This window comes from Rikenella sp., from assembly GCF_056799795.1.
The window spans coordinates 21,930-40,512 of sequence record NZ_JBQIQO010000002.1 but is presented as its reverse complement, the minus strand read 5'-3'; the positions used below and the strand labels follow the sequence as shown (position 1 = coordinate 40,512).

Here is an 18,583-nt window from a genome sequence, read left to right as displayed (position 1 = left end):
TCGCTATGTTTTTATTTCGTCGTAGCCCCTAGGGGAATCGAACCCCTCTTCCAAGAATGAAAATCTTGTGTCCTAACCGATAGACGAAAGGGCCTCAGGCCTGCGCCAAGCGACCGATATGAGACATTATGAGGTCTGCATAAGGCCGATTGCGGATTGCAAAGGTAAATGCTTTTTTCGATTCCGCCAAATTTTTTGATGTTTAGAGCATGAGATCTCGTTTGGCTCTGTGGTCGTACACGACTTGACGACCTGAAAAGCCGACCCCGGGCTTCCGCGACGGGGGCCGGAATGGATTATTAGGCGAGTTGTGGCTCGTCGGCAACTCGGGCTACAGCTACACATCATCAATCAACAGCACCAGTGGAATCGCCTTAGATTTCGGGGTGACGTGGTTTCTTCCGAGCCTCTCGGGCAGTCGCGGCCTCGGTTTTCAGTTGCGTTGCCTCTCGGAATAAACGGGGGTGCCGCTCGGCACTCGAAAGGTGGCCGCCTCTACCCTATTTTGTGTGACTTTGACGGCCGAAGCCTGCGGGGCCCACAGCAACGTCAGTTGCGGGCCTCCGCTGCCGGAGGCTTCGGCCCGCGCGCCCCTTGGGGTCGCAAAAGCTCAGCCGATTTATCACCCCCATTCTGCGAAGTTCGTCCTCGGCGCGCTATCCGTTCTTAGCCTAAGTTCGCCGCCAGCGGAGAGTGCAACGAGCCCCGACGAGTTGCAGTCCGCCGCGTGGGGTGGCGGCGAACTGCGCGATCCTAAAGGGTCGCAGAAACTCGGATCAAATTGCGGCCAACAATTCAATCCAATTCACCGCCCCAGTTCTCCGCCCCGTGTCCACCTCACTGCGGCTCCGCTTTCGCTCCGCCGCGTTTTCGCGCGCCTTGCGCGATTCATCTATATTCGGCTGTCGCCGAAATCACTGAATCGCTCCTTTAGGCGGCGGCGCGCGTCTGGTCACTGCCCCGGCGGGTACTGTTCTTTTTGTGAACAAAAAGAACCGAAAAAACTTTAGACGGACGCTGACGCATCCTCAAGCTACCGACGGCACTAATCTCTGTCCGCACACCAGCTGTAACTGATCCAAAGCCAGCCACCAAGCATTTCACCGGCTGAACTTCCGGAAGGTGGTTACAGCCGCAACGCCCATCACCCCGGCGAATATCCCCAACATCACCCAATGACTCTTCAGAGCCGCCGCCGGACTCCCTTTCACCAGAACCATCTTAATCGCCGAAATAATATGCGCCACCGGATTCAACTGATCCGCCCGCTGCGCCCACTCCGGCATGCTTTCCACCGGCGTGAACAAACCGCTCATCAGGATCAGCACCGTCATCAGGAAAAAACTCAGAAAAATCGACTGCACCTGCGTTTGCGACACGTTCGACACCACAAACCCCAAGAAGAGCAACCCGACCAAATAGAGCGCGATAATACCATACAAAACCCCGAAGTTTCCCGCCACCGAGATGCCGTAAACCAACCGAGCCAGCACCAATCCGATGGTAAACTGCACCAACCCGATAATAAAAAACGGCACCGTTTTGGCCAGCGCATACTGCGTCCGGCTCATCGGCGTGACATTGAGTTGTTCGATCGTGCCACGCTCCTTCTCCTTCACCGCATTGAGCGCCATCATCGACATGCCGACGACCGTCACCAACAAAGCCAGAATCCCCGGCACGATCACCGTTTTATAATCGAACTTCGAATTATACCACTCCTGCACCGAGACTCCGATTTGCGCAGCTCCCGCCTCATTCCGCCCCTCGGAGCGTTCCGGAATCAACCGTTCCGCTGCCAGCCGACGTTCGAAATCGCTGACGATCGTATTGACATATCCCGCCGCCACCCCTGCGCTCAACCCATTGATCGCCGAGATATGCACCGCCAATTCCGCACCGCGTCCCAACACGATATTCCGTTCGAAATCGGTCGGAATCTCAAAGATCATATCCACCTCGCCGCGTTCGATCATCCGCACCGCTTCGGCCCATGCCGCCGCCGATGCCGACAGGGTGAAATAACCGCCGGCCTGCAAGTCGGCCAGCATCAACCGGCTGAACTGCGTATTGTCACGATCGATCGCGGCCATTCGGAAGTCCCGGATCTCGTTGTCTGCCGCCAACGGTAAAACCAGCAGCTGTACCACGGGCAACAACAGAACTGACCGCCAGATAAATTTATCGCGGAATATCTGCAAAAACTCTTTTTTCAGCAGGATCAGAAACTTATACATCGGTCTGTCCGGTTTTAAATTCGCCCACCGGCTTCCGTACAAAAATAGCATACTTTTCTGAAACGCGCGCTCCTGCCGGGTTCCGAAAGGTCGACCGCCCCGGGCTATCACGATGTGCGTTCGGGCAACTCAATCGGCATCGGTAGCGACGGGTTCAGCTGGTCTTCCGCCGCGAGCGGCAATACTGGGGTGTACTCGCATTTCAGCACGCAATATCTTAATCCCGGCCGTGCGAATTTTCGGGCCTACGGTCTTCAGTTACGTTGCCTCTCGGAATAAACGGGGAATGCTTGCGATTCGAAGAATCGCGCGGGCCGAAGCCACCCCAGGCGTAGGCCTGCAACATCGCGGGGCTCGTTTCCGGCCACGCTGGCTCCGACCCTCAAAAGCACTTTCCCCATTCACCGCTTCCATTCTGCGAGGTTCGTCCTCGGGGCGCAACCGAGCTTGCGAAAATGCAATTGCCTTAGCGGGTTGAAGCCTGCGGGGCCCAAAGCAACGTCAGTTGCGGGCCTCCGCGGTCGGAAGCTTCGGCCCGCGCGAGCCGCTGGGCCGCAAATGCACTGCCTTTTTCTGTCGGGTTCATCCTCGGCCGCAGCCAGCGGAGAACGAAGACGGAGCGAGAGCGGAGTATTTCGGCCCTCCGCATCCGGGGGCTGCGGGCCGACCGTTACCACGGGGACTTAGCTATTCGCTCGCAGCCCAAAGTACAGCCAAGAGCACAGCCCAAAGCACTACCCCGTGTCAGCCTCACTGCGGCTCCGCTTCCGCTCCGCCGCTCTTTCGCGCGCCTTGGGGAAATCTTGTCAAAACGCGCCAGCGCATTTTGACGATTTCCCTCTTTAGGCGGGGCGCGCGTCTGGCCAACAAGAGGGTACTGCGCTCAGGCCGCGCGGGCCCCACGTCCCGTGGACGGGAAATGCTTACGCATTTCCACTGGCCTCCTCTACCCCTGTTCTCTGGCCGCGCGCCTAGGGAAATCTTGTCCAAAGCGCAAGTCGCTTTGAACGATTTCCCTCTTTAGGCGTGGCGCGCGTCGAGCTCTGTGCCGGACAGAACTGTTCCTTTTGTGAACAAAAGGAACCGAAAAAACTTTAGACGGATGCTGACGCATCCTAAAGCTGCCGGCGACCCTAACCAATGCGGCAGCCTCGCCCTCCCTTTCCCCATGCCGAACGGCACGTTTCCCCCAAATCCCGAAAAAAAGTATCTTTGTCAAACCAAACGACAAACACAGACTGAAGTCGTAACGCCCCACAGCGTTACCCCCAACACCAGACACCACATACCATCGAAAAAATAGCAGCCTCAGGTTCCGCACTTGAAAACTAAGAGACTTCAACGGCCGCGGGAACAGAGAGCCACTCGCCTGTATTGTATCCATACACACAATACGGCATGAGGGCTTCTGTCCGCGGCCGGGTTTCTCTTAGTCCCTCAAGTGCAGGCAGTCGTCCCTCATGCTTTTCTTCCAAAAAAGCACGACCCATGATAAACGAACGACTCCGCCCCTGGCTGCACAACACCCTCACCGTACTCCTCTGGCGGCTGGGAATCGTCTACCTCCTGCTCTTCATGCTCCGGGCAATCTTCTACCTCTTCAACACCGACACCCTCGGCCCGCTTACCTGGGGCGAAATCCCCGCCCTGCTGCGAGGCGGACTGCTCTTCGACACCGCCTGCCTCTGCTACGTCTACTGCCTTTTCGTCTTCCTGTCCCTGCTGCCCGTACCGGGACGGAGCGGGAAAGGCTACCAGCGGATGCTCTTCGGGCTGTGGATCGGCGTCGGATCGATCGTCGTCCTGCTCAACCTCGCCGACACCGTCTACTTCCACTACGCCAAGAAACGGTTCACCGTCGATGAATTCCACTTCACCGGCAACGACAACACCGGCCATATCCTCTGGAAAGCCCTCGGCGAAAACTGGTACCTGCTCCTGATCGGCATCGCGCTGGTATGGGGGATGATCCGGCTCTATCGCCTCGTCCGGCCCGCACCGCGGCGGTTGCGGCCCTTGTGGCTCTTTGTGGTCGTCAACACCGTACTCGCGCTCGGTTCGGTGGTACTGCTCGTCGGCGGCATGCGCGGCGGACTGGGACACGGCATCCGCCCCATCGCCATGAGCCACGCCGCCCAGTTCGCCCGGTCACCGGCCAAAGCCTCGGCCGTGCTCACCAACCCGTTCTGTATCCTCCGCACCATCACCAACCGGAAGCTCTCCTACGTCAAGTACTTCTCCGACTCGACCGAACTCGCCGCCCGCTTCTCGCCCTACCACTATCCGGCGGCCGACAGCCTGCGCCACGACCGGTTCGGCAGCCAGCGCGGAAAGAACATCGTCATCTTCATCCTCGAGAGCTTCAGTTACGAGCACTCCGCCTACCTGAACCCGCACCTGTACCGCGAAGGCGAGAGCTACACCCCGTTCCTCGACTCGCTGATGCAGGAGGGCTACCTCTTCCGCCGCGCCCACGCCAACGGACGCAAATCGATCGACGCTCTGCCGTCGATCCTGAGCTCCATTCCCTCGTTCAAAACCCCGTTCGTCATCACCCCTTACTCGTTGGGCGAAACCCACGGACTGGCCCGTCACTTGGGCGATGAGGGCTACTCGACCTGGTTTTTCAACGGTTCGGAGTACAAATCGATGGGATTCGTGGCCTATGCCATGCTGTCGGGAGTGCGCAACACCCGCACCCGCGAGAACTACGAAGCCACGGTCGGGACGGAAGACGACGACGGCTATTGGGGAATCTGGGACGGCCCGTTCCTGCGCTACATGGCGCGCGAGTTGGACAGCGTGCCGAAACCTTTCTTTGCCACGGTCTTCACCCTCTCGTCCCACCATCCGTTCGTCGTTCCGGCGGGATACGAAGAGATTCTGCCGAAAGGGCACACCAAGGTACAGCAGCCGGTGGCCTATACCGACCATTCGCTGCGCGGCTTCTTCGAATACGCCCGCCGACAGCCGTGGTTCGAGAACACGCTCTTCGTCTTCACGGCCGACCACATATCGAGCGAGGTTTACGACCCGCTCACGAAGACGCCGACCGGCGACTCGCACATCATCTTCTTCCTTTACACGCCGGACGGCTCGCTGCGGGGCGACGACCGCCACATCGCGCAGCAGATCGACCTGATGCCGACGCTGCTGGGGCTGACGGGGTACGACAAACCGTTCTTCGCCTACGGACAGGACATGTTCGAGATTCGGGCCGATTCGGCCCGGACGGCCCGCGATGCGTTTGCGATCAACCACGTCGACGGAACCTTTCAATGGATCACGGACTCGGCGGCGATGTTTTTCGACGAGCACGAGGTGATTCACCTGTTCGACCTGCTGAACGATCCGTCGGAGGAGCGCGACCTGATCCGGGAGGGCGTCCGTCCGGATTCGGCTCAGCTGGATCGGCTGAAGGGTTTTCTACAGACTTATTACGAGCATCTGGAACGGAGCGACTTCGTCGTTCGCTGACAGTAAGAGAGCCCGGAGTGCTACCCGCCCCGGGCTACCGCCATCGGGATACAGGTGCGCTGCTCGGCGTCAGCAAGTATGGTTACAGTTGGTCGTCTGCGGTCAGTACCACCAGTACTAGCGGCCTGAGTTTGAGTTTCAACGTAGCGTGGCTCAATACTAGCTACACAGACCTCCGCGTCTACGGTTTTCAGTTGCGTTGCCTCTCGGAATAAACGGACGCACGGCGTCTTTTAATGCCAGCCTCTACCCTATTTTAAGTTGAATCCTGCGGTTCGTAGAACCGCCCGGGCCGGAGCCACCCCAGGCGTAGGCCTGCAACTTCGCAAAGCTCGTTTCCGGCCACGCTGGCTTCGACCCGCACCCGATTCAACCAAAATCTTCGTCCCGTGCTTGGTTCGCGCGCCTGTCCTACAGGAGGGTACGGCCATCAGGCCGGGCAGGCCCCGCGTGCCCGCGGCGGGCAATGGACAGCCATAATCAAAACCTACTCCTCCAACCCGGGCCATCCCGCTAAAATCCCTATCTTTGTCGCAAAATACCCATTCCGCATGGCCCATTCGTTACTCAGCTCTCCTATTTTCGTCCTCTTCGTCATCATCGCCCTCGGCTTCATCGTCGGGCGCATCGACATCAAAGGGATCACCCTGGACGTCTCGGCCGTTATCTTCGTCGCCCTGCTCTTCGGCCACTTCGGCGTCGTCGTGCCCGCCGAACTCGGAAACTTCGGGATGACCCTCTTCATCTTCGCCATCGGGATACAGGCCGGCCCCGGATTCTTCAGCACCTTCAAGAGCAAAGGAAAGAGCCTCGCCGGACTCGCCGCACTGCTTATTCTGACCGCCACCCTCACCACCCTCGCCGTAACGTACATCTGCGGGCTGAACGCTGCCGACACCGCAGGGCTGCTGGCCGGCGCGCTGACCAGCACCCCGGGACTCGCCACCGCCCGGGAGATGGCCGGCGACAACGCCGCCATCTCCTACGGGATCGCCTATCCGTTCGGCGTGATCGGCGTGATTCTCTTCGTCAAACTCCTGCCGCGGATCCTGAAAATCGACGTCCGACAAGAGGAACGCGCCCTCGAAGCCGACCGCCGCGAACTCAACCCCGACATCGTGGCCCGGGCCTACCGCGTGACCAATCCGCTGATCGTCGGACGGCGGTTGCAGGACATCCAGCTGCGGCTGCACACCGGCGCCGTGATCTCGCGCATCGTGCGCGGCGAAGAGTCCATCCTGCCCCACGCAGCGACCGTTCTTCAGGAGGGCGACCTGATCAAAGTGGTCGGGACACCGGTGTCGCACGACAAAACCGCGGAATTCGTCGGCGAACGGATCGAAGGCGAACTCCCGTTCGGCAAGAACGTCGAATTGCAGACCGGACTGGTCACCGCCCGGTCGATCGTCAACCGCACCCTCGGGAGCCTCAATCTGCAACAGAACTTCGGCTGCATCGTGACCCGCATCCGGCGCGCCGGCATCGACCTCTCGCCCGAACCGTCGCTCGCCTTGAAATTCGGCGACAAACTCACCCTCGTGGGACGGAAAGACAGCATGGAAGAGGTCTTGAGCTTCATCGGCAACGAAGGGAAACGCGTCTCGGACACCGACTTCCTGCCGATCGCCCTCGGGATTGCATTAGGAGTGATCGTCGGCAAGATCTCCCTCTCGTTTTCAACCAGCTTCACCTTCTCGTTCGGCCTGACCGGCGGCGTACTGCTCACCGCGCTCGTACTCAGCGCCATCGGGAAGACAGGGCCGGTGCTGTGGACGATGTCCGGCCCGGCCAACCAGCTTTTGCGGCAGTTGGGACTGCTCCTGTTCCTCGCCAACGTCGGCACCTCGGCCGGCGTCGGACTCGTTGACACGTTCCGGACGAGCGGATGGTCGCTCTTCATCGGCGGCTTTTTCATCACCCTGCTGCCCATGATCGTGACCGTGACCGTAGCCCGCTACTTCTTCCGGATCAATATCTTAGACCTGCTGGGAACACTAACCGGCGGGATGACCAGCACCCCGGGGCTGGCGGCGGCCGACTCCATGTCCGACAGCAGCGCGGTCAGCGTGGCTTACGCCACGGTCTATCCGGTGGCCATGGTGCTGCTCATCATCTGCATCCAGATCGTCTCGATGATCGTCGGCGGATAGTCCTTTTTCAGAAATTCCCGCTATGATGAACCCTCATCCGTCCGACACGCACGACCCGATCCGGTGGGATCGGGAACACCTGTGGCACCCTTACACCTCGGCCGTCGCGCCGTTGCCCGTCTACGGCGTCCGGCGCTGCGAGGGGGTGCGGATCGAGTTAGAGGACGGACGGCGGCTCATCGACGGCATGTCGTCGTGGTGGTGCGCCGTGCACGGCTACAACCACCCGCGGCTGAACGCCGCCGTCGAGCGGCAGCTGGCGGAGATGTCCCACGTGATGTTCGGCGGCCTGACTCATCGACCGGCGGTGGAGCTGGGACAGAAGCTGTTGGCGATGGTTCCGGGCTCGAAACTGAGCGACGACGACCCGCAAAACCCGGAATTCGTCTTTTTCGCCGACTCGGGATCGGTGGCCGTCGAGGTGGCCATGAAGATGGCCCTGCAATGGCAACAGGCGCAGGGACACCTTCAGAAACGGGAGTTCATCACCATCCGCGGAGGCTATCACGGCGACACGTGGCACGCGATGAGCGTCTGTGACCCGGAGGGCGGGATGCACGCCTTGTGGCAGGGGCGGCTGGCCGTACAGCACTTCGTTCCGCGGCCCCCTGTCGCCTTTCACGAAGCATGGAATCCGGAGGCGTTGCAACCGGTGCGCGAAGCATTCGAACAGCTGGGCGACCGGCTCGCGGGTTTTATCCTGGAGCCGGTGGTGCAGGGGGCCGGCGGCATGTGGTTCTACCATCCGGAATACCTGCGCGGCGTGGCGCAATTGTGTCGGGAGTACGGCGTATTGCTGGTGGCGGACGAGATCGCCACCGGATTCGGACGCTCCGGACGCCTGTTCGCCTGCGAGTGGGCGGGAGTCGTGCCGGACATTCTCTGCGTCGGAAAGGCGCTCACCGGGGGATACATGACGATGGCGGCCGTCGTGGCGACGGCGCGGGTGGCGCGGGGAATCGACGGGCCGTTCATGCACGGGCCGACCTTTATGGGGAACCCGCTGGCCTGTGCCGTAGCCAACGAATCGCTGGCGATGCTCGCGGAGATGAACCTGCCGGAGCGCATCGGAGGGATCGAGGCGATATTGGCCGAAGAGCTGGCGCCGCTGCGGGAACTGATACCGGCGGGAGCGGTGCGGGATGTGCGGGTGCTGGGGGCGATCGGCGTGGTCGAGATGGCCCGACCGGTCGAGATGGCCCGTATTCAGGCCGCGTTCGTACAGGAAGGAATTTGGATCCGGCCCTTCGGCCGGCTGATCTACACCATGCCGCCTTACGTGATCGACGAGGCGGACTTACGCGCTTTATGCCGTGCCCTGGTGCGGGTGGTGCGGGCCGAAGCGGCATGCCGATAACGAGGGATTCGCGTCATGAAAGAGGAAAAATATACCGTTTTGCAGGTAGATGACCACGCCCTGTTCCGCAACGGGTTGAAACTGCTGCTCAATTCCCATCCGCGGTTCCGCGTGGTGGGCGAGGCGGCCACCGGGCGCGAGATGCTCGGATGGCTGGAACAGGCGGAACGGCTGCCGGACGTCGTGCTGCTCGACATCGCGATGCCCGACATGAACGGCATCGAGGCGGCGGCCGAAGCGCTGAGGCGCTGGCCCGAGCTGCGGATCATCACCCTCTCGATGTACGGCGAGGAGGACTACTACTTCAAGATGGTTTCGCAGGGGGTCAAAGGGTTTCTGCTCAAGAATTCGGATATTACGGAGGTCTACGCTGCGATCGAAGCGGTGCTGGAGGGCGGGTCGTACTTTTCGCAGGAGCTGCTGTTCAACTTGGTGAGCAATCTGCGCTCCTCGTCGGAGACCGAAGCCGAAGAGCTGCCGAAGGCGGAGGAGACGACCGACGAAGCCGCCCTCTCGGCGCGGGAGAAGGAGATTCTGCTGCTGATCTGCAAAGGGATGACCAACTACGAGATCGCCGACACGCTCTTCATCTCGAAACGGACGGTGGACAAGCACCGGGCCAACATTCTCGAAAAAACCAACTGCAAAAACACAGCGAACCTGGTCGTCTACGCCATCAAGAACGGGCTGGTCGAAATTTGACCGGACACCTCCGTTCGGTCGAACGTTACAGAATCCGCATCGCAATCCGGGCACACCCCTCGGCATCGGCCAGCGCCTGGTGGTGATCTTCGAACGGAATCCCCAGCCACGCACAAACCGTCGGCAAACAGTGATTCCCGATCTCCGCCTTCGGGAACAGCCTCCGCGCAGCCCGCAACGTGCAGTAGAACCGGTATTCCGCCGGATAATCCATCTCATAAGCCTCGTAAGCCGCCCGCAACGCCCGCTCATCGAAAGCGGCGTTGTGAGCCACCAGCGGCAGCCCGTCGACCAGCGGCGCGACCTCCGTATTCCAGACCTCCGGAAAGAGCGGCGCATCGTCCGTGTCCTCCGCGCAAATGCCGTGTATCTGCTCGGTGAAGAAGCGATAATAGTAGTTCGGCGTGGGCCGGATCAGCCGGTGCAGCCGTTCGACGATCTCGCCGCCGCGCACGACGACCAATCCGACCGAGCAGATGCTCGACGGGCGGCCGTTGGCGGTCTCGAAGTCTATGGCGGCGAAATCTTTCATCCGGTCATCGTTCCGGTTTCTCTCCCGGCACATTTCTCTCCCGACAAAGATAGTGAAGAGTCCCGGCTCCCCGTACAAAAATCCTCCGGCAACCGGGGTGTGCCGCTGCGTCCGAAAAAATTTTATCTTTGCGAATACAGATGAACAACCGTGTGACGATATATACCGACGGCTCCTCGCTCGGCAATCCGGGCCCCGGAGGATACGGCGTCGTACTGCTGTCCGGCCCCCACCGGCGCGAAATCTCGGCCGGTTACCGGCTCACCACCAACAACCGCATGGAGCTCCTGGCCGTCATCACCGGCCTCGAAGCCCTGAAACGCGACGGACTCGACGTGACTGTCTATTCCGACTCCAAATACGTGGTGGACGCGGTTCAGAAAGGGTGGATTTACAGCTGGATGCGCAAAGGGTTCGCCGGAAAGAAAAATCCCGACCTGTGGCGCCGCTTCCTGCGCGTTTTCGGACGACACAACGTCCGGTTCATCTGGATCAAAGGCCACGCCGACAACATCGAAAACGAGCGGTGCGACCTGCTCGCCACCACCGCGGCCCGCGGCGAGACGCTGCTCGAAGACGTCGGCTACACGACCGAAGCCTCGGTGCCGGCTCTCGGCGAGACGACCTTTTCCGCATAACCCTCCTCATATCCCCTCCGCCCCCATGCGCAGATTCACCATCGGATATCGCGGCAAACTGCTCTTCATCGTGCTCGGATGCGCGATCGGCGTCGCCTCGCTCGTCTATTCGAACTACCTCGTGGGGCAGCTGCGCGACAAAGAGCGGCACGAAATCCACCTCTGGTCGTTCGCCGTGGGCGAGAGCGTCAAAGCCGCCTCCAACGGCGCGAGGGCTCAGGCGGCGATTCTGAACCGCATCATCAATTTTTCGGAAGACATACCGGTCATCGTCTGCGACGACCACCTGCGGGTACTCCGCTACAGGCTGATCGACCCGGCCGTGATGGCCGACCCCGATCGATTGGCTGACAAGCTCGAAAGCATGCGTTCCGGCGGCCGCGACCCGATCGAGATACCGACGGCACAGGGCACCATCATACGCGTCTTCTACGACGAATCGCCGCTCCTGAAGGCCCTGCAATACTTTCCGTGGGTGCAGCTCAGCATTTTCGCGGTTTTCATCGGCTTCGCTTTCATCGCTTTCCGTTCGTCGAAACTCAGCGAGCAGAACCGGGTCTGGATCGGGATGGCCAAGGAGACGGCTCACCAGCTGGGAACACCGACCAGTTCGCTGCTCGGCTGGCTGGAGTACCTCCGGAGCCAGGAGAACGTGGAACCGTTCGTCGTGGACGAGATGAACAAAGACCTGACGCGGCTGCTCAAAGTGGTGGATCGTTTTTCTAAGATCGGCGCAACGACGAATCTCGCGCCGCGCAACATTTACGAGTTGGTTGCGGCAGCGGTGGCTTATTTTCAGACCCGGATTCCGAAAAACGTGACGCTCAACTTCGCTCCGTGCACCGCTGAGCCGATCCAGGGGATGGCGAACGACGCGCTTTTCGGCTGGGTGGTCGAGAATCTGTTGAAAAACGCGCTCGACGCGCTTCAGGGCAGGGGCTCGATCACGGTACAGCTATCGGTGCGGGACGACCGGTGGATATGCATCGACATCCGGGATACGGGCAAAGGGATGCCGAAAGCGAATTTCAAACGCATCTTCCGACCGGGCTTCACGACCAAGACGCGTGGTTGGGGTCTGGGCCTCTCGCTGAGCAAGCGGATTATCGAGGAGTACCATCATGGCCGCATTTTTGTAGTAGATTCGGAGCCGGACAAAGGCACGACGATGCGGATCATGATCCGCAAACTATGACCGGTCATTATCCCTTCGGTGAATCGCTCAGGCGCGCACCATGAATCGGGCTGTCATTATTAAGGCGCGGACAGAGATTTGTGCCCTCGGCAGCTGGAGGATGCGTTAGCATCCGTCGAAAGTCTTTTTGGTTCTTTTTCTTCAGAAAAAGAACAGTTCCAGCTGGGGCAGTGCTTAGATCGCGCGCCCCGCCTAAAGGAGCGATTCAACTATTTCGGCGGTAGCCGAATATAGATGAATCGCGCAAGGCGCGCGGAAACGCGGCGGAGCGACAGCGGAGCCGCAGTGAGGCTGACACGGGGCAGGGAACTGGGGCGAGCTTTGGGCTATGCTCTTGCGACTCGCAGAGTCGCGCGGGCCGAAGCCTCCGCCCGGGGAGGGACGCACAGCGTCTTCTGTTGCCATTCTTTACCCTAAGCAACCCAGGCTTCGTCCGCTTGAACTGAGAGCGAGTAGCGTGGTTTTCCGAATCTCCGTCCTCGGCGAGAGCGACGCATTAGCGGCGCGGGGGAGGCGCGCCGAGGACGAATGGGCCGTGCTTTTGCGGTTCGTAGAACCGCCGGGCTTGCGCGCTGGGCCGTTCGGCCCACCCCCGGACGCGCAGCCCGAACCCGACAGAATTGGAGCGGCGAATGGGTGCTTTGCTCCTGCGACTCGCAGAGTCGCGCGGGCCGGACGCCTCCCCACGGGAGGCCCGCAACACGCCGCTTGCGCGCCGAGAGTTGCCGTTCCTCCCGGGCGTCCGACCCACCTAGGTTAAAAAAGTAGGGTAGCGGCTGCCGGTTGTTGGGGTAGTTCCAGCCAGCTTTCGAGTGCCGAGCGGCACCGTTTATTCCGAGAGGCAACGCAACTGAAGACCATAGGCACGACCGTCCGCCGGATTGGGTGAGAGCCCTTGTGTTTGAAACCACAAAAGCCGCCCATTAATGCCGCTTACCGCAGACGACCAACTGTAGCCGTAGTTACCCACGCCGATCGCCCCTCCCGCATCGTGGATGCGGTTGCCCGGGGCGGATCCGACACACCGCACTGGCGACAACCCGACCGAATAGAACAAAACCCTGCAAAAAAGAAAGATATGACCAACGTACGGATTCTGTGGGTGGACGACGAGATCGAGCTCCTGAAACCCCACCTCCTGTTTTTGCAGAACAAAGGATACGAAGTCGAAACCAGCAACAACGGCTACGACGCCGTCGAGATGGTGCAGCAGAAACCCTTCGACCTCATCATCCTCGACGAGATGATGCCCGGGATGACCGGACTCGAAACCCTCCCCCGGATCAAGGAACACGCCCCCACGACCCCCGTCGTGATGGTCACCAAATCCGAAGAAGAGAACATCATGGACAAGGCCGTCGGCTCAAAAATCGCCGACTACCTCATCAAGCCCGTCAATCCGAACCAAGTGCTCCTGTCGATCAAGAAAAACGTCCACCAGCAGCAACTCGTTTCCGAAAAAAGCACCGCCGACTACCGTTCCGACTTCGGCAAAATTTCCGTCGCCCTGTCCGGCGCCCGCACCTTCGGCGAATGGACCGACATCTACCGCCGCCTCGTCCAGTGGGACATCGAACTCTCGGAATCCAACGACAGCAGCGTCCGCGAAATCCTCTCCTACCAGTTCAAAGAGGCCAACGACCTCTACGCCCGCTTCGTGCGCGACAACTACCTCGGCTGGTTCGACGACAACGACCCCGAACGGCCCGTGTTGTCGCACACCCTATTGCGCCAGAAACTCTTCCCCGTGGTCGACAAGTCGAAAAAGACCACCTTCCTGCTGATCGACAACTTCCGGTACGACCAGTGGCTGATGATCCGCCCCCTGCTGCACAACTATTTCGACATCGCCGACGAAGAGTTCTACTGCGCCATCCTGCCCACAGCGACGCAATATGCCCGGAACGCCCTATTCGCAGGGCTGACCCCGCTCGCCATCTCGAAACTGATGCCCGACCTCTGGCTCAACGACAACCAGGAGGGAGGCAAAAACCGCTACGAAGAGGAGTTCCTCCGGCGGCAACTCCAGCAGCTCGGCAAACCGTACCGGATGAGTTTCGACAAACTCGTCCGGCCGGAACAGGGGAAAAAACTGCTCGAAAACATCGACCGGCTCTCGACCGCAGACCTCTCGGTAGTCGTCTACAACTTCCTCGACATCCTCTCCCACGCCCGCACCGAAAGCGAAATCATCCGCGAACTGGCCGAAGAGGAGGTTGCTTTCCGGTCGCTCACCCGGTCGTGGTTCGAGCACTCCGACCTGTGGGAAATCATGAAACAACTCTCCGAACGCGGACACACCATCGTCATCACCTCCGACCACGGGACTATTCGTGTGGATAATCCGGTGAAGGTGATCGGCGACCGCGAGACCTCGCCGAACCTGCGTTACAAGAGCGGCCGGAACCTCAATTACGACGCCAAACAGGTCTTCGCCATTACGCGACCCGAGGAGGCCCACCTGCCCAAATCGAACCTCACGTCGACCTATATTTTCGCCTACGACCACGACTTTCTGGTCTACCCGAACAACTTCAACCAGCACGTGCGGTACTACAAAAACACCTTCCAGCACGGCGGGATTTCGATGGAAGAGATGCTGGTGCCCTACATCGTTCTGAACCCGAAATAGCCGTTTTTCACCCCGAAAATCGTATCTTGCGCCCATGAAACGCAATCCCACCACACAGACGATTACGGTCAAAGGTTTGTCGGACTTGCCGGAGGCGGCGGAAGCCGTACTGGCCGAAGCGGCCGCGCGGGGGGCGACGATCATCGCCTTTTACGGCGCGATGGGAGCCGGCAAGACGACGCTGATCAAGGAGATTTGCCGCCAGCGGGGAGTGGACGTTCAGGAGGTGACGAGTCCGTCGTTCGCGATCGTAAACTCGTACCACGCGACTCCTCCGGCGGGTGAGGAAGCGGCGAAAGAGGAGACGGTCTATCATTTCGATTTCTACCGGATTCGGTCGGTGGAAGAGGCCTACGATTTCGGCTACGAGGAGTATTTTTTCAGCGGCGACCTCTGTCTGGTAGAGTGGCCGGAAAAAATCGAGGAGTTATTGCCTGAAGAGGCGATGCGGATCCGTTTGACGGCGATGGACGAAGAGACGCGCGAGCTGGTGTTCGAGTGATTCGCAGAAACCCCGCCCCGGGCTTCCGCGGATATGATGCGAATTATGAAGGCATAGCAAGATATGTCGGCTTCAACGGCTATAGCTGGTCGTCTGCGCCAAGGACAGATGACATTACAGTGCAGTATTTGGCGTTCAGCGCACAGTATCTCTACCCCAGCAACACAAACGGCCGTACTTACGGTTTTCAGTTGCGCTGCCTCTCGGAATAAATGGGGACGCGCGGCACGCGAAAGATGGCCGTCTCTATCCTAAATAATCCGGCAGCCTCAAAATCGCCTGCTTCTCTTACTCCTCCCGTTGTTCTTCGAGCCATTCGGTCGCTGAGCGACGCATACGAATCGTCGCCGTATTGCCGACTTTCACAGGCATAGTCACGATTTTTCGGGCCATCATCATTGCCGAGTCCACTTGCCTCATCCGCAGACAGGCCCGGAAAAGACCGTCGTACGGACGTAAGCGGCCCGGAATCATACGAGCCGCCTGACGATAATAATGTTTGGCACGTTCGACACTGTCGGCAGCCAACCACCGATCGCCCAAGTCCGTATAGAATGCCGCGATCGGCAATCGTTGAGCCTGTCGATCGAGCCACGGCAAGTCGGACGGCGAAAAGTCGCGCATCCGGGCCGAAACCTCTTGCAAACAGACATAACGACTTCTGTCCGTTCTGCCGACTCGATCGATCGCAGACAAGGCAATTCCTCCGCCAATCGCCACCGATAATGCGACCGGCAACGCCACCCGCAAAGCGACCCGCTTCCCCGATACGGCCGGACGGTTCGCACACCGGGCCAATATCGCCCCCAATAGCAACCCGAATGCCGGAAAAGTCAGCGGATAAGAAAACAGGCTGAATACCCCCAAGCCCACCAGCAAGACCCTCCCCTGCCTTTGCGATTCGGTAGCACGGCCACACAGCGCCGCTCCGACGAGCAATAATGCCAACACCCCTCCGACCGCTCCCTGCTCACAGACGATGCCGATCCATTCGTTGAACGGCACACTCACCTGGTCGGCCACCGCAACGAAACGCGACTCGGGATTCCGGGCAAAATAGTCCGCCTGCGCAAACATGTAACGTTCCGGGAAAGTGCCGACTCCATGACCGATACCCGTTTTTTTCGAAATCACATCCGCCGACACACGCCAAATCAGAAGCCGTCCATCCGCCGACTCTTTTTTATAGCGGTACAGAGCAAAGAACCCCAGCACAAAAATGGCCGTCAATGCCCCGAGAACCGTTTTTTTGTATCGGAATCTCCGAGTGAGCAGCATAGAAAAAAGAGCCACCGCAAAACCGACCCACGCCGCCCGGGAATCCGTCAGAAACAGAACGGTGCCGATCGGCAGTCCACCGATCCCGAAAAGTAACGTTCGTATCTTCCGCCCCTCACGCCCGGACTGCTCCATCAGCACCACGGCCGCAAGCATCACGACACACAGCCATCCGCCAAGCGGGCCCGGATTGGGAAACGATCCGGTCAGCCCGTAATACGAGTGTTTCGAAGCAACCAACCCGGCACACTGAGCGAATGCAATCCCGCTTTGGACGACTCCGGAGACGAATATCGCCGGCAGCAATCCTGCCGTTCCCGCCACCCGGCAAAAGCCATAAGCCGCAAGGCCTGCCAGACCGATCGACACCGGATAGGGATCGGTCTCGCCGGGCCCTACGAACGCCACATGCAAAATAAACCATCCGCCACAAAGCCCGACTCCCCCGTCGACCCCGCTCCACCGCCAGCGCGCCCCGGTACAAGCCGCGGTCAGCACAGCCGTCGAGAGGAGCCCCAGCGCAACACCGGTCAGCAGAATCCGCTCCGACGTAACAGCCCCGCTCGCACCGGTGTCGAGCAGCGGCCAACAGACGAGCAGCACACCGAACAAGATTTGCCATACGGCAGAGATGTGTGAACCGTGAATCATAAGAATATCCGAAGATACAAAAATCCCCGGCACGATTCGCACAAGAGATGGATCCGGATTTCACTACGAACCGTGCCGGGGAAAGTGCTTACTTTTTTATCACTGTCTTAACTCAAACATATAAATGTCTTTGACGATGTAGTTTTTTAATTGTTCGTAAAGTTTAGATCCTAAAGCAGTACCCTCCGAATCTCGTAACCGTCTCAAACTATCTGCTTTTTGGAAATATGGAGAAGCAAATACTACGGAAATTCCATAACAAGGCTCATGACGCAGGCCTTTTAGATCAAACTCATCTTCCGTATCTAAATATAGACTTACCCCTCTTACTAACAATTTCTCTTCTTCTTTTGTCGGCCAAATACCTGTATCCTTAAAGGTCAATTGATTAACCGTCATTTGCGATGTCCATTCATCCATTACTTTAGAAAACGGTTGTCCGATAAACTCCGCTTTGCGGTCGTCGAACGTTTTCCGCAGATAGAGCACCGTATCGCCACCGCATTCGGCCAAGGTTACTTTTTGCTGAGCTTGAACGGCTGTTATCGCGAATATCGACAACAACAGCAAAATCAATCGTTTCATAATCCGAAGATACAAAAATCCCCGGCACGGTTCGCACAAGAGATGGATCCGGGTTTCACTGCGAACCGTGCCGGAGAAAAGGTGAATGAAACGACTTAAACTATGGGCGAGGTTTCATAAAGCGTTTAATATCTACTTTTTGAACCGATCCTTGGATAAAAGTCAGATGACCGATTTTTTGTTCAATCTCCGGCGTCCAACAGTGAACCTGCTGAACCCCCAAGCTTAAAAAGTAGTTGTATAATTCCGACTCATAATCTTTACTTAACAGTTCATCAAAAGTGAGTCCGATCCCATCGATGACCTTCCCCTCGTCGGCAAAACGCTGCAATTCCTCATGGGTATAAGGGAAACAAAAAAATGCAACAATTCCAAGCCCCTGATTCAAAGAAACATAATGAGGAACAAATGTCCGTATCGGCATTTTTGGATCCAAAGCTTTAAGGAATCTGGAAAGCGGCTGTTTATAAAAAAGATCGTCCGCGCCTCCGTCGAAGTTCTGCGTCAGATACGCTACCGTATCTCCGGCGTACTTACAGAACGGATATAACGGATGCGAAATCACGACTTTTCCTTGTCCCATCGCCCTCCCGACACAAAAAACAAAAAACGAAAAAACAAAAATGATTAGGTACCTGTGTTTCATG

17 protein-coding genes and 1 tRNA gene are annotated in these 18,583 nt (G+C 58.8%); 11 read left to right on the top strand and 7 right to left on the bottom strand.

The genetic code is table 11. From position 1 onward, the window contains the following. Positions 1-22: 22 nt before the first annotated feature. Positions 23-94, bottom strand: a tRNA-Glu gene (locus ACTO3O_RS00770). Between the two features lie 214 nt (positions 95-308). On the opposite strand from ACTO3O_RS00770, the gene ACTO3O_RS00765 reads away from it, so the two are divergent. Next, positions 309-458, top strand: a complete 150-nt coding sequence (locus ACTO3O_RS00765) for a hypothetical protein (protein ID WP_297627949.1) — start codon at positions 309-311, stop codon at positions 456-458. Between the two features lie 642 nt (positions 459-1,100). Here ACTO3O_RS00765 and ACTO3O_RS00760 read toward each other — a convergent pair. Continuing rightward, complete coding sequence (locus ACTO3O_RS00760) at positions 1,101-2,237, bottom strand: ABC transporter permease (RefSeq protein WP_297829293.1); 1,137 nt, start codon at positions 2,235-2,237, stop codon at positions 1,101-1,103. Positions 2,238-3,725: 1,488 nt separating this feature from the next. Here ACTO3O_RS00760 and ACTO3O_RS00755 point away from each other — a divergent pair. The 5 genes from ACTO3O_RS00755 (at position 3,726) to ACTO3O_RS00735 (ending at position 9,923) form a co-directional block, all read left to right on the top strand. After that, positions 3,726-5,714 (top strand): LTA synthase family protein, encoded by a 1,989-nt coding sequence (locus tag ACTO3O_RS00755; RefSeq protein WP_297829296.1) that lies wholly within the window; start codon positions 3,726-3,728, stop codon positions 5,712-5,714. Between the two features lie 17 nt (positions 5,715-5,731). Continuing rightward, a complete protein-coding gene (locus ACTO3O_RS00750; protein WP_297829298.1) occupies positions 5,732-5,929 on the top strand; it encodes a hypothetical protein in 198 nt (65 codons plus the stop codon). A 336-nt stretch (positions 5,930-6,265) separates the two neighbouring features. Beyond that, positions 6,266-7,864, top strand: coding sequence for an aspartate:alanine exchanger family transporter (locus ACTO3O_RS00745; RefSeq protein ID WP_294592521.1), 1,599 nt, complete (start codon positions 6,266-6,268; stop codon positions 7,862-7,864). A gap of 22 nt (positions 7,865-7,886) precedes the next feature. Further along, positions 7,887-9,221 carry an adenosylmethionine--8-amino-7-oxononanoate transaminase gene (gene bioA / locus ACTO3O_RS00740; RefSeq protein WP_297829301.1) on the top strand — a complete coding sequence of 445 codons (1,335 nt, stop codon included), beginning with the start codon at positions 7,887-7,889 and terminating at the stop codon, positions 9,219-9,221. A gap of 15 nt (positions 9,222-9,236) precedes the next feature. Beyond that, complete coding sequence (locus tag ACTO3O_RS00735) at positions 9,237-9,923, top strand: response regulator (protein ID WP_297829304.1); 687 nt, start codon at positions 9,237-9,239, stop codon at positions 9,921-9,923. A 25-nt stretch (positions 9,924-9,948) separates the two neighbouring features. Here the strand turns inward: ACTO3O_RS00735 and ACTO3O_RS00730 are convergent, their stop codons facing one another. Next, complete coding sequence (locus ACTO3O_RS00730; RefSeq protein ID WP_297829307.1) at positions 9,949-10,455, bottom strand: 3'-5' exonuclease; 507 nt, start codon at positions 10,453-10,455, stop codon at positions 9,949-9,951. Positions 10,456-10,595: 140 nt separating this feature from the next. Here ACTO3O_RS00730 and rnhA point away from each other — a divergent pair, with 140 nt between their 5' ends. Then, the gene (gene rnhA, locus ACTO3O_RS00725; protein ID WP_294592530.1) at positions 10,596-11,093 is read left to right on the top strand and encodes a ribonuclease HI; all 498 of its coding nucleotides are present in this window, start codon (positions 10,596-10,598) and stop codon (positions 11,091-11,093) included. 25 nt (positions 11,094-11,118) lie between these two features. Beyond that, on the top strand, positions 11,119-12,288 hold the full coding sequence (locus ACTO3O_RS00720; protein WP_297627966.1) for a sensor histidine kinase: 1,170 nt from the start codon (positions 11,119-11,121) through the stop codon (positions 12,286-12,288). A gap of 829 nt (positions 12,289-13,117) precedes the next feature. Here ACTO3O_RS00720 and ACTO3O_RS00715 read toward each other — a convergent pair. Further along, positions 13,118-13,318, bottom strand: a complete 201-nt coding sequence (locus ACTO3O_RS00715) for a hypothetical protein (protein WP_482596257.1) — start codon at positions 13,316-13,318, stop codon at positions 13,118-13,120. Between the two features lie 48 nt (positions 13,319-13,366). Between ACTO3O_RS00715 and porX the strand changes: the two genes are divergently transcribed. Genes porX through ACTO3O_RS00700 form a run of 3 tightly spaced genes read left to right on the top strand, consistent with a single transcriptional unit; the run spans position 13,367 to position 15,634 of the window. Next, on the top strand, positions 13,367-14,920 hold the full coding sequence (gene porX / locus ACTO3O_RS00710) for a T9SS response regulator signal transducer PorX (RefSeq protein WP_297829313.1): 1,554 nt from the start codon (positions 13,367-13,369) through the stop codon (positions 14,918-14,920). A gap of 34 nt (positions 14,921-14,954) precedes the next feature. Further along, entirely contained in the window at positions 14,955-15,422 is a 468-nt protein-coding gene (gene tsaE / locus ACTO3O_RS00705) for a tRNA (adenosine(37)-N6)-threonylcarbamoyltransferase complex ATPase subunit type 1 TsaE (RefSeq protein WP_297829316.1), read from the top strand. Continuing rightward, positions 15,419-15,634, top strand: a complete 216-nt coding sequence (locus ACTO3O_RS00700; RefSeq protein WP_297829319.1) for a hypothetical protein — start codon at positions 15,419-15,421, stop codon at positions 15,632-15,634. Before tsaE ends, ACTO3O_RS00700 begins: the two co-directional genes overlap by 4 nt. Positions 15,635-15,710: 76 nt before the next feature. Here the strand turns inward: ACTO3O_RS00700 and ACTO3O_RS00695 are convergent, their stop codons facing one another. From ACTO3O_RS00695 to ACTO3O_RS00685, 3 genes are all read right to left on the bottom strand, one after another. Continuing rightward, positions 15,711-17,351: an O-antigen ligase family protein gene (locus ACTO3O_RS00695; protein WP_297829322.1), complete on the bottom strand. Its 1,641-nt coding sequence runs from the start codon at positions 17,349-17,351 to the stop codon at positions 15,711-15,713. Between the two features lie 99 nt (positions 17,352-17,450). After that, the gene (locus ACTO3O_RS00690; RefSeq protein ID WP_297829324.1) at positions 17,451-17,936 is read right to left on the bottom strand and encodes a hypothetical protein; all 486 of its coding nucleotides are present in this window, start codon (positions 17,934-17,936) and stop codon (positions 17,451-17,453) included. A gap of 100 nt (positions 17,937-18,036) precedes the next feature. Beyond that, complete coding sequence (locus ACTO3O_RS00685) at positions 18,037-18,582, bottom strand: hypothetical protein (protein WP_298080692.1); 546 nt, start codon at positions 18,580-18,582, stop codon at positions 18,037-18,039. Position 18,583: the final 1 nt, after the last annotated feature.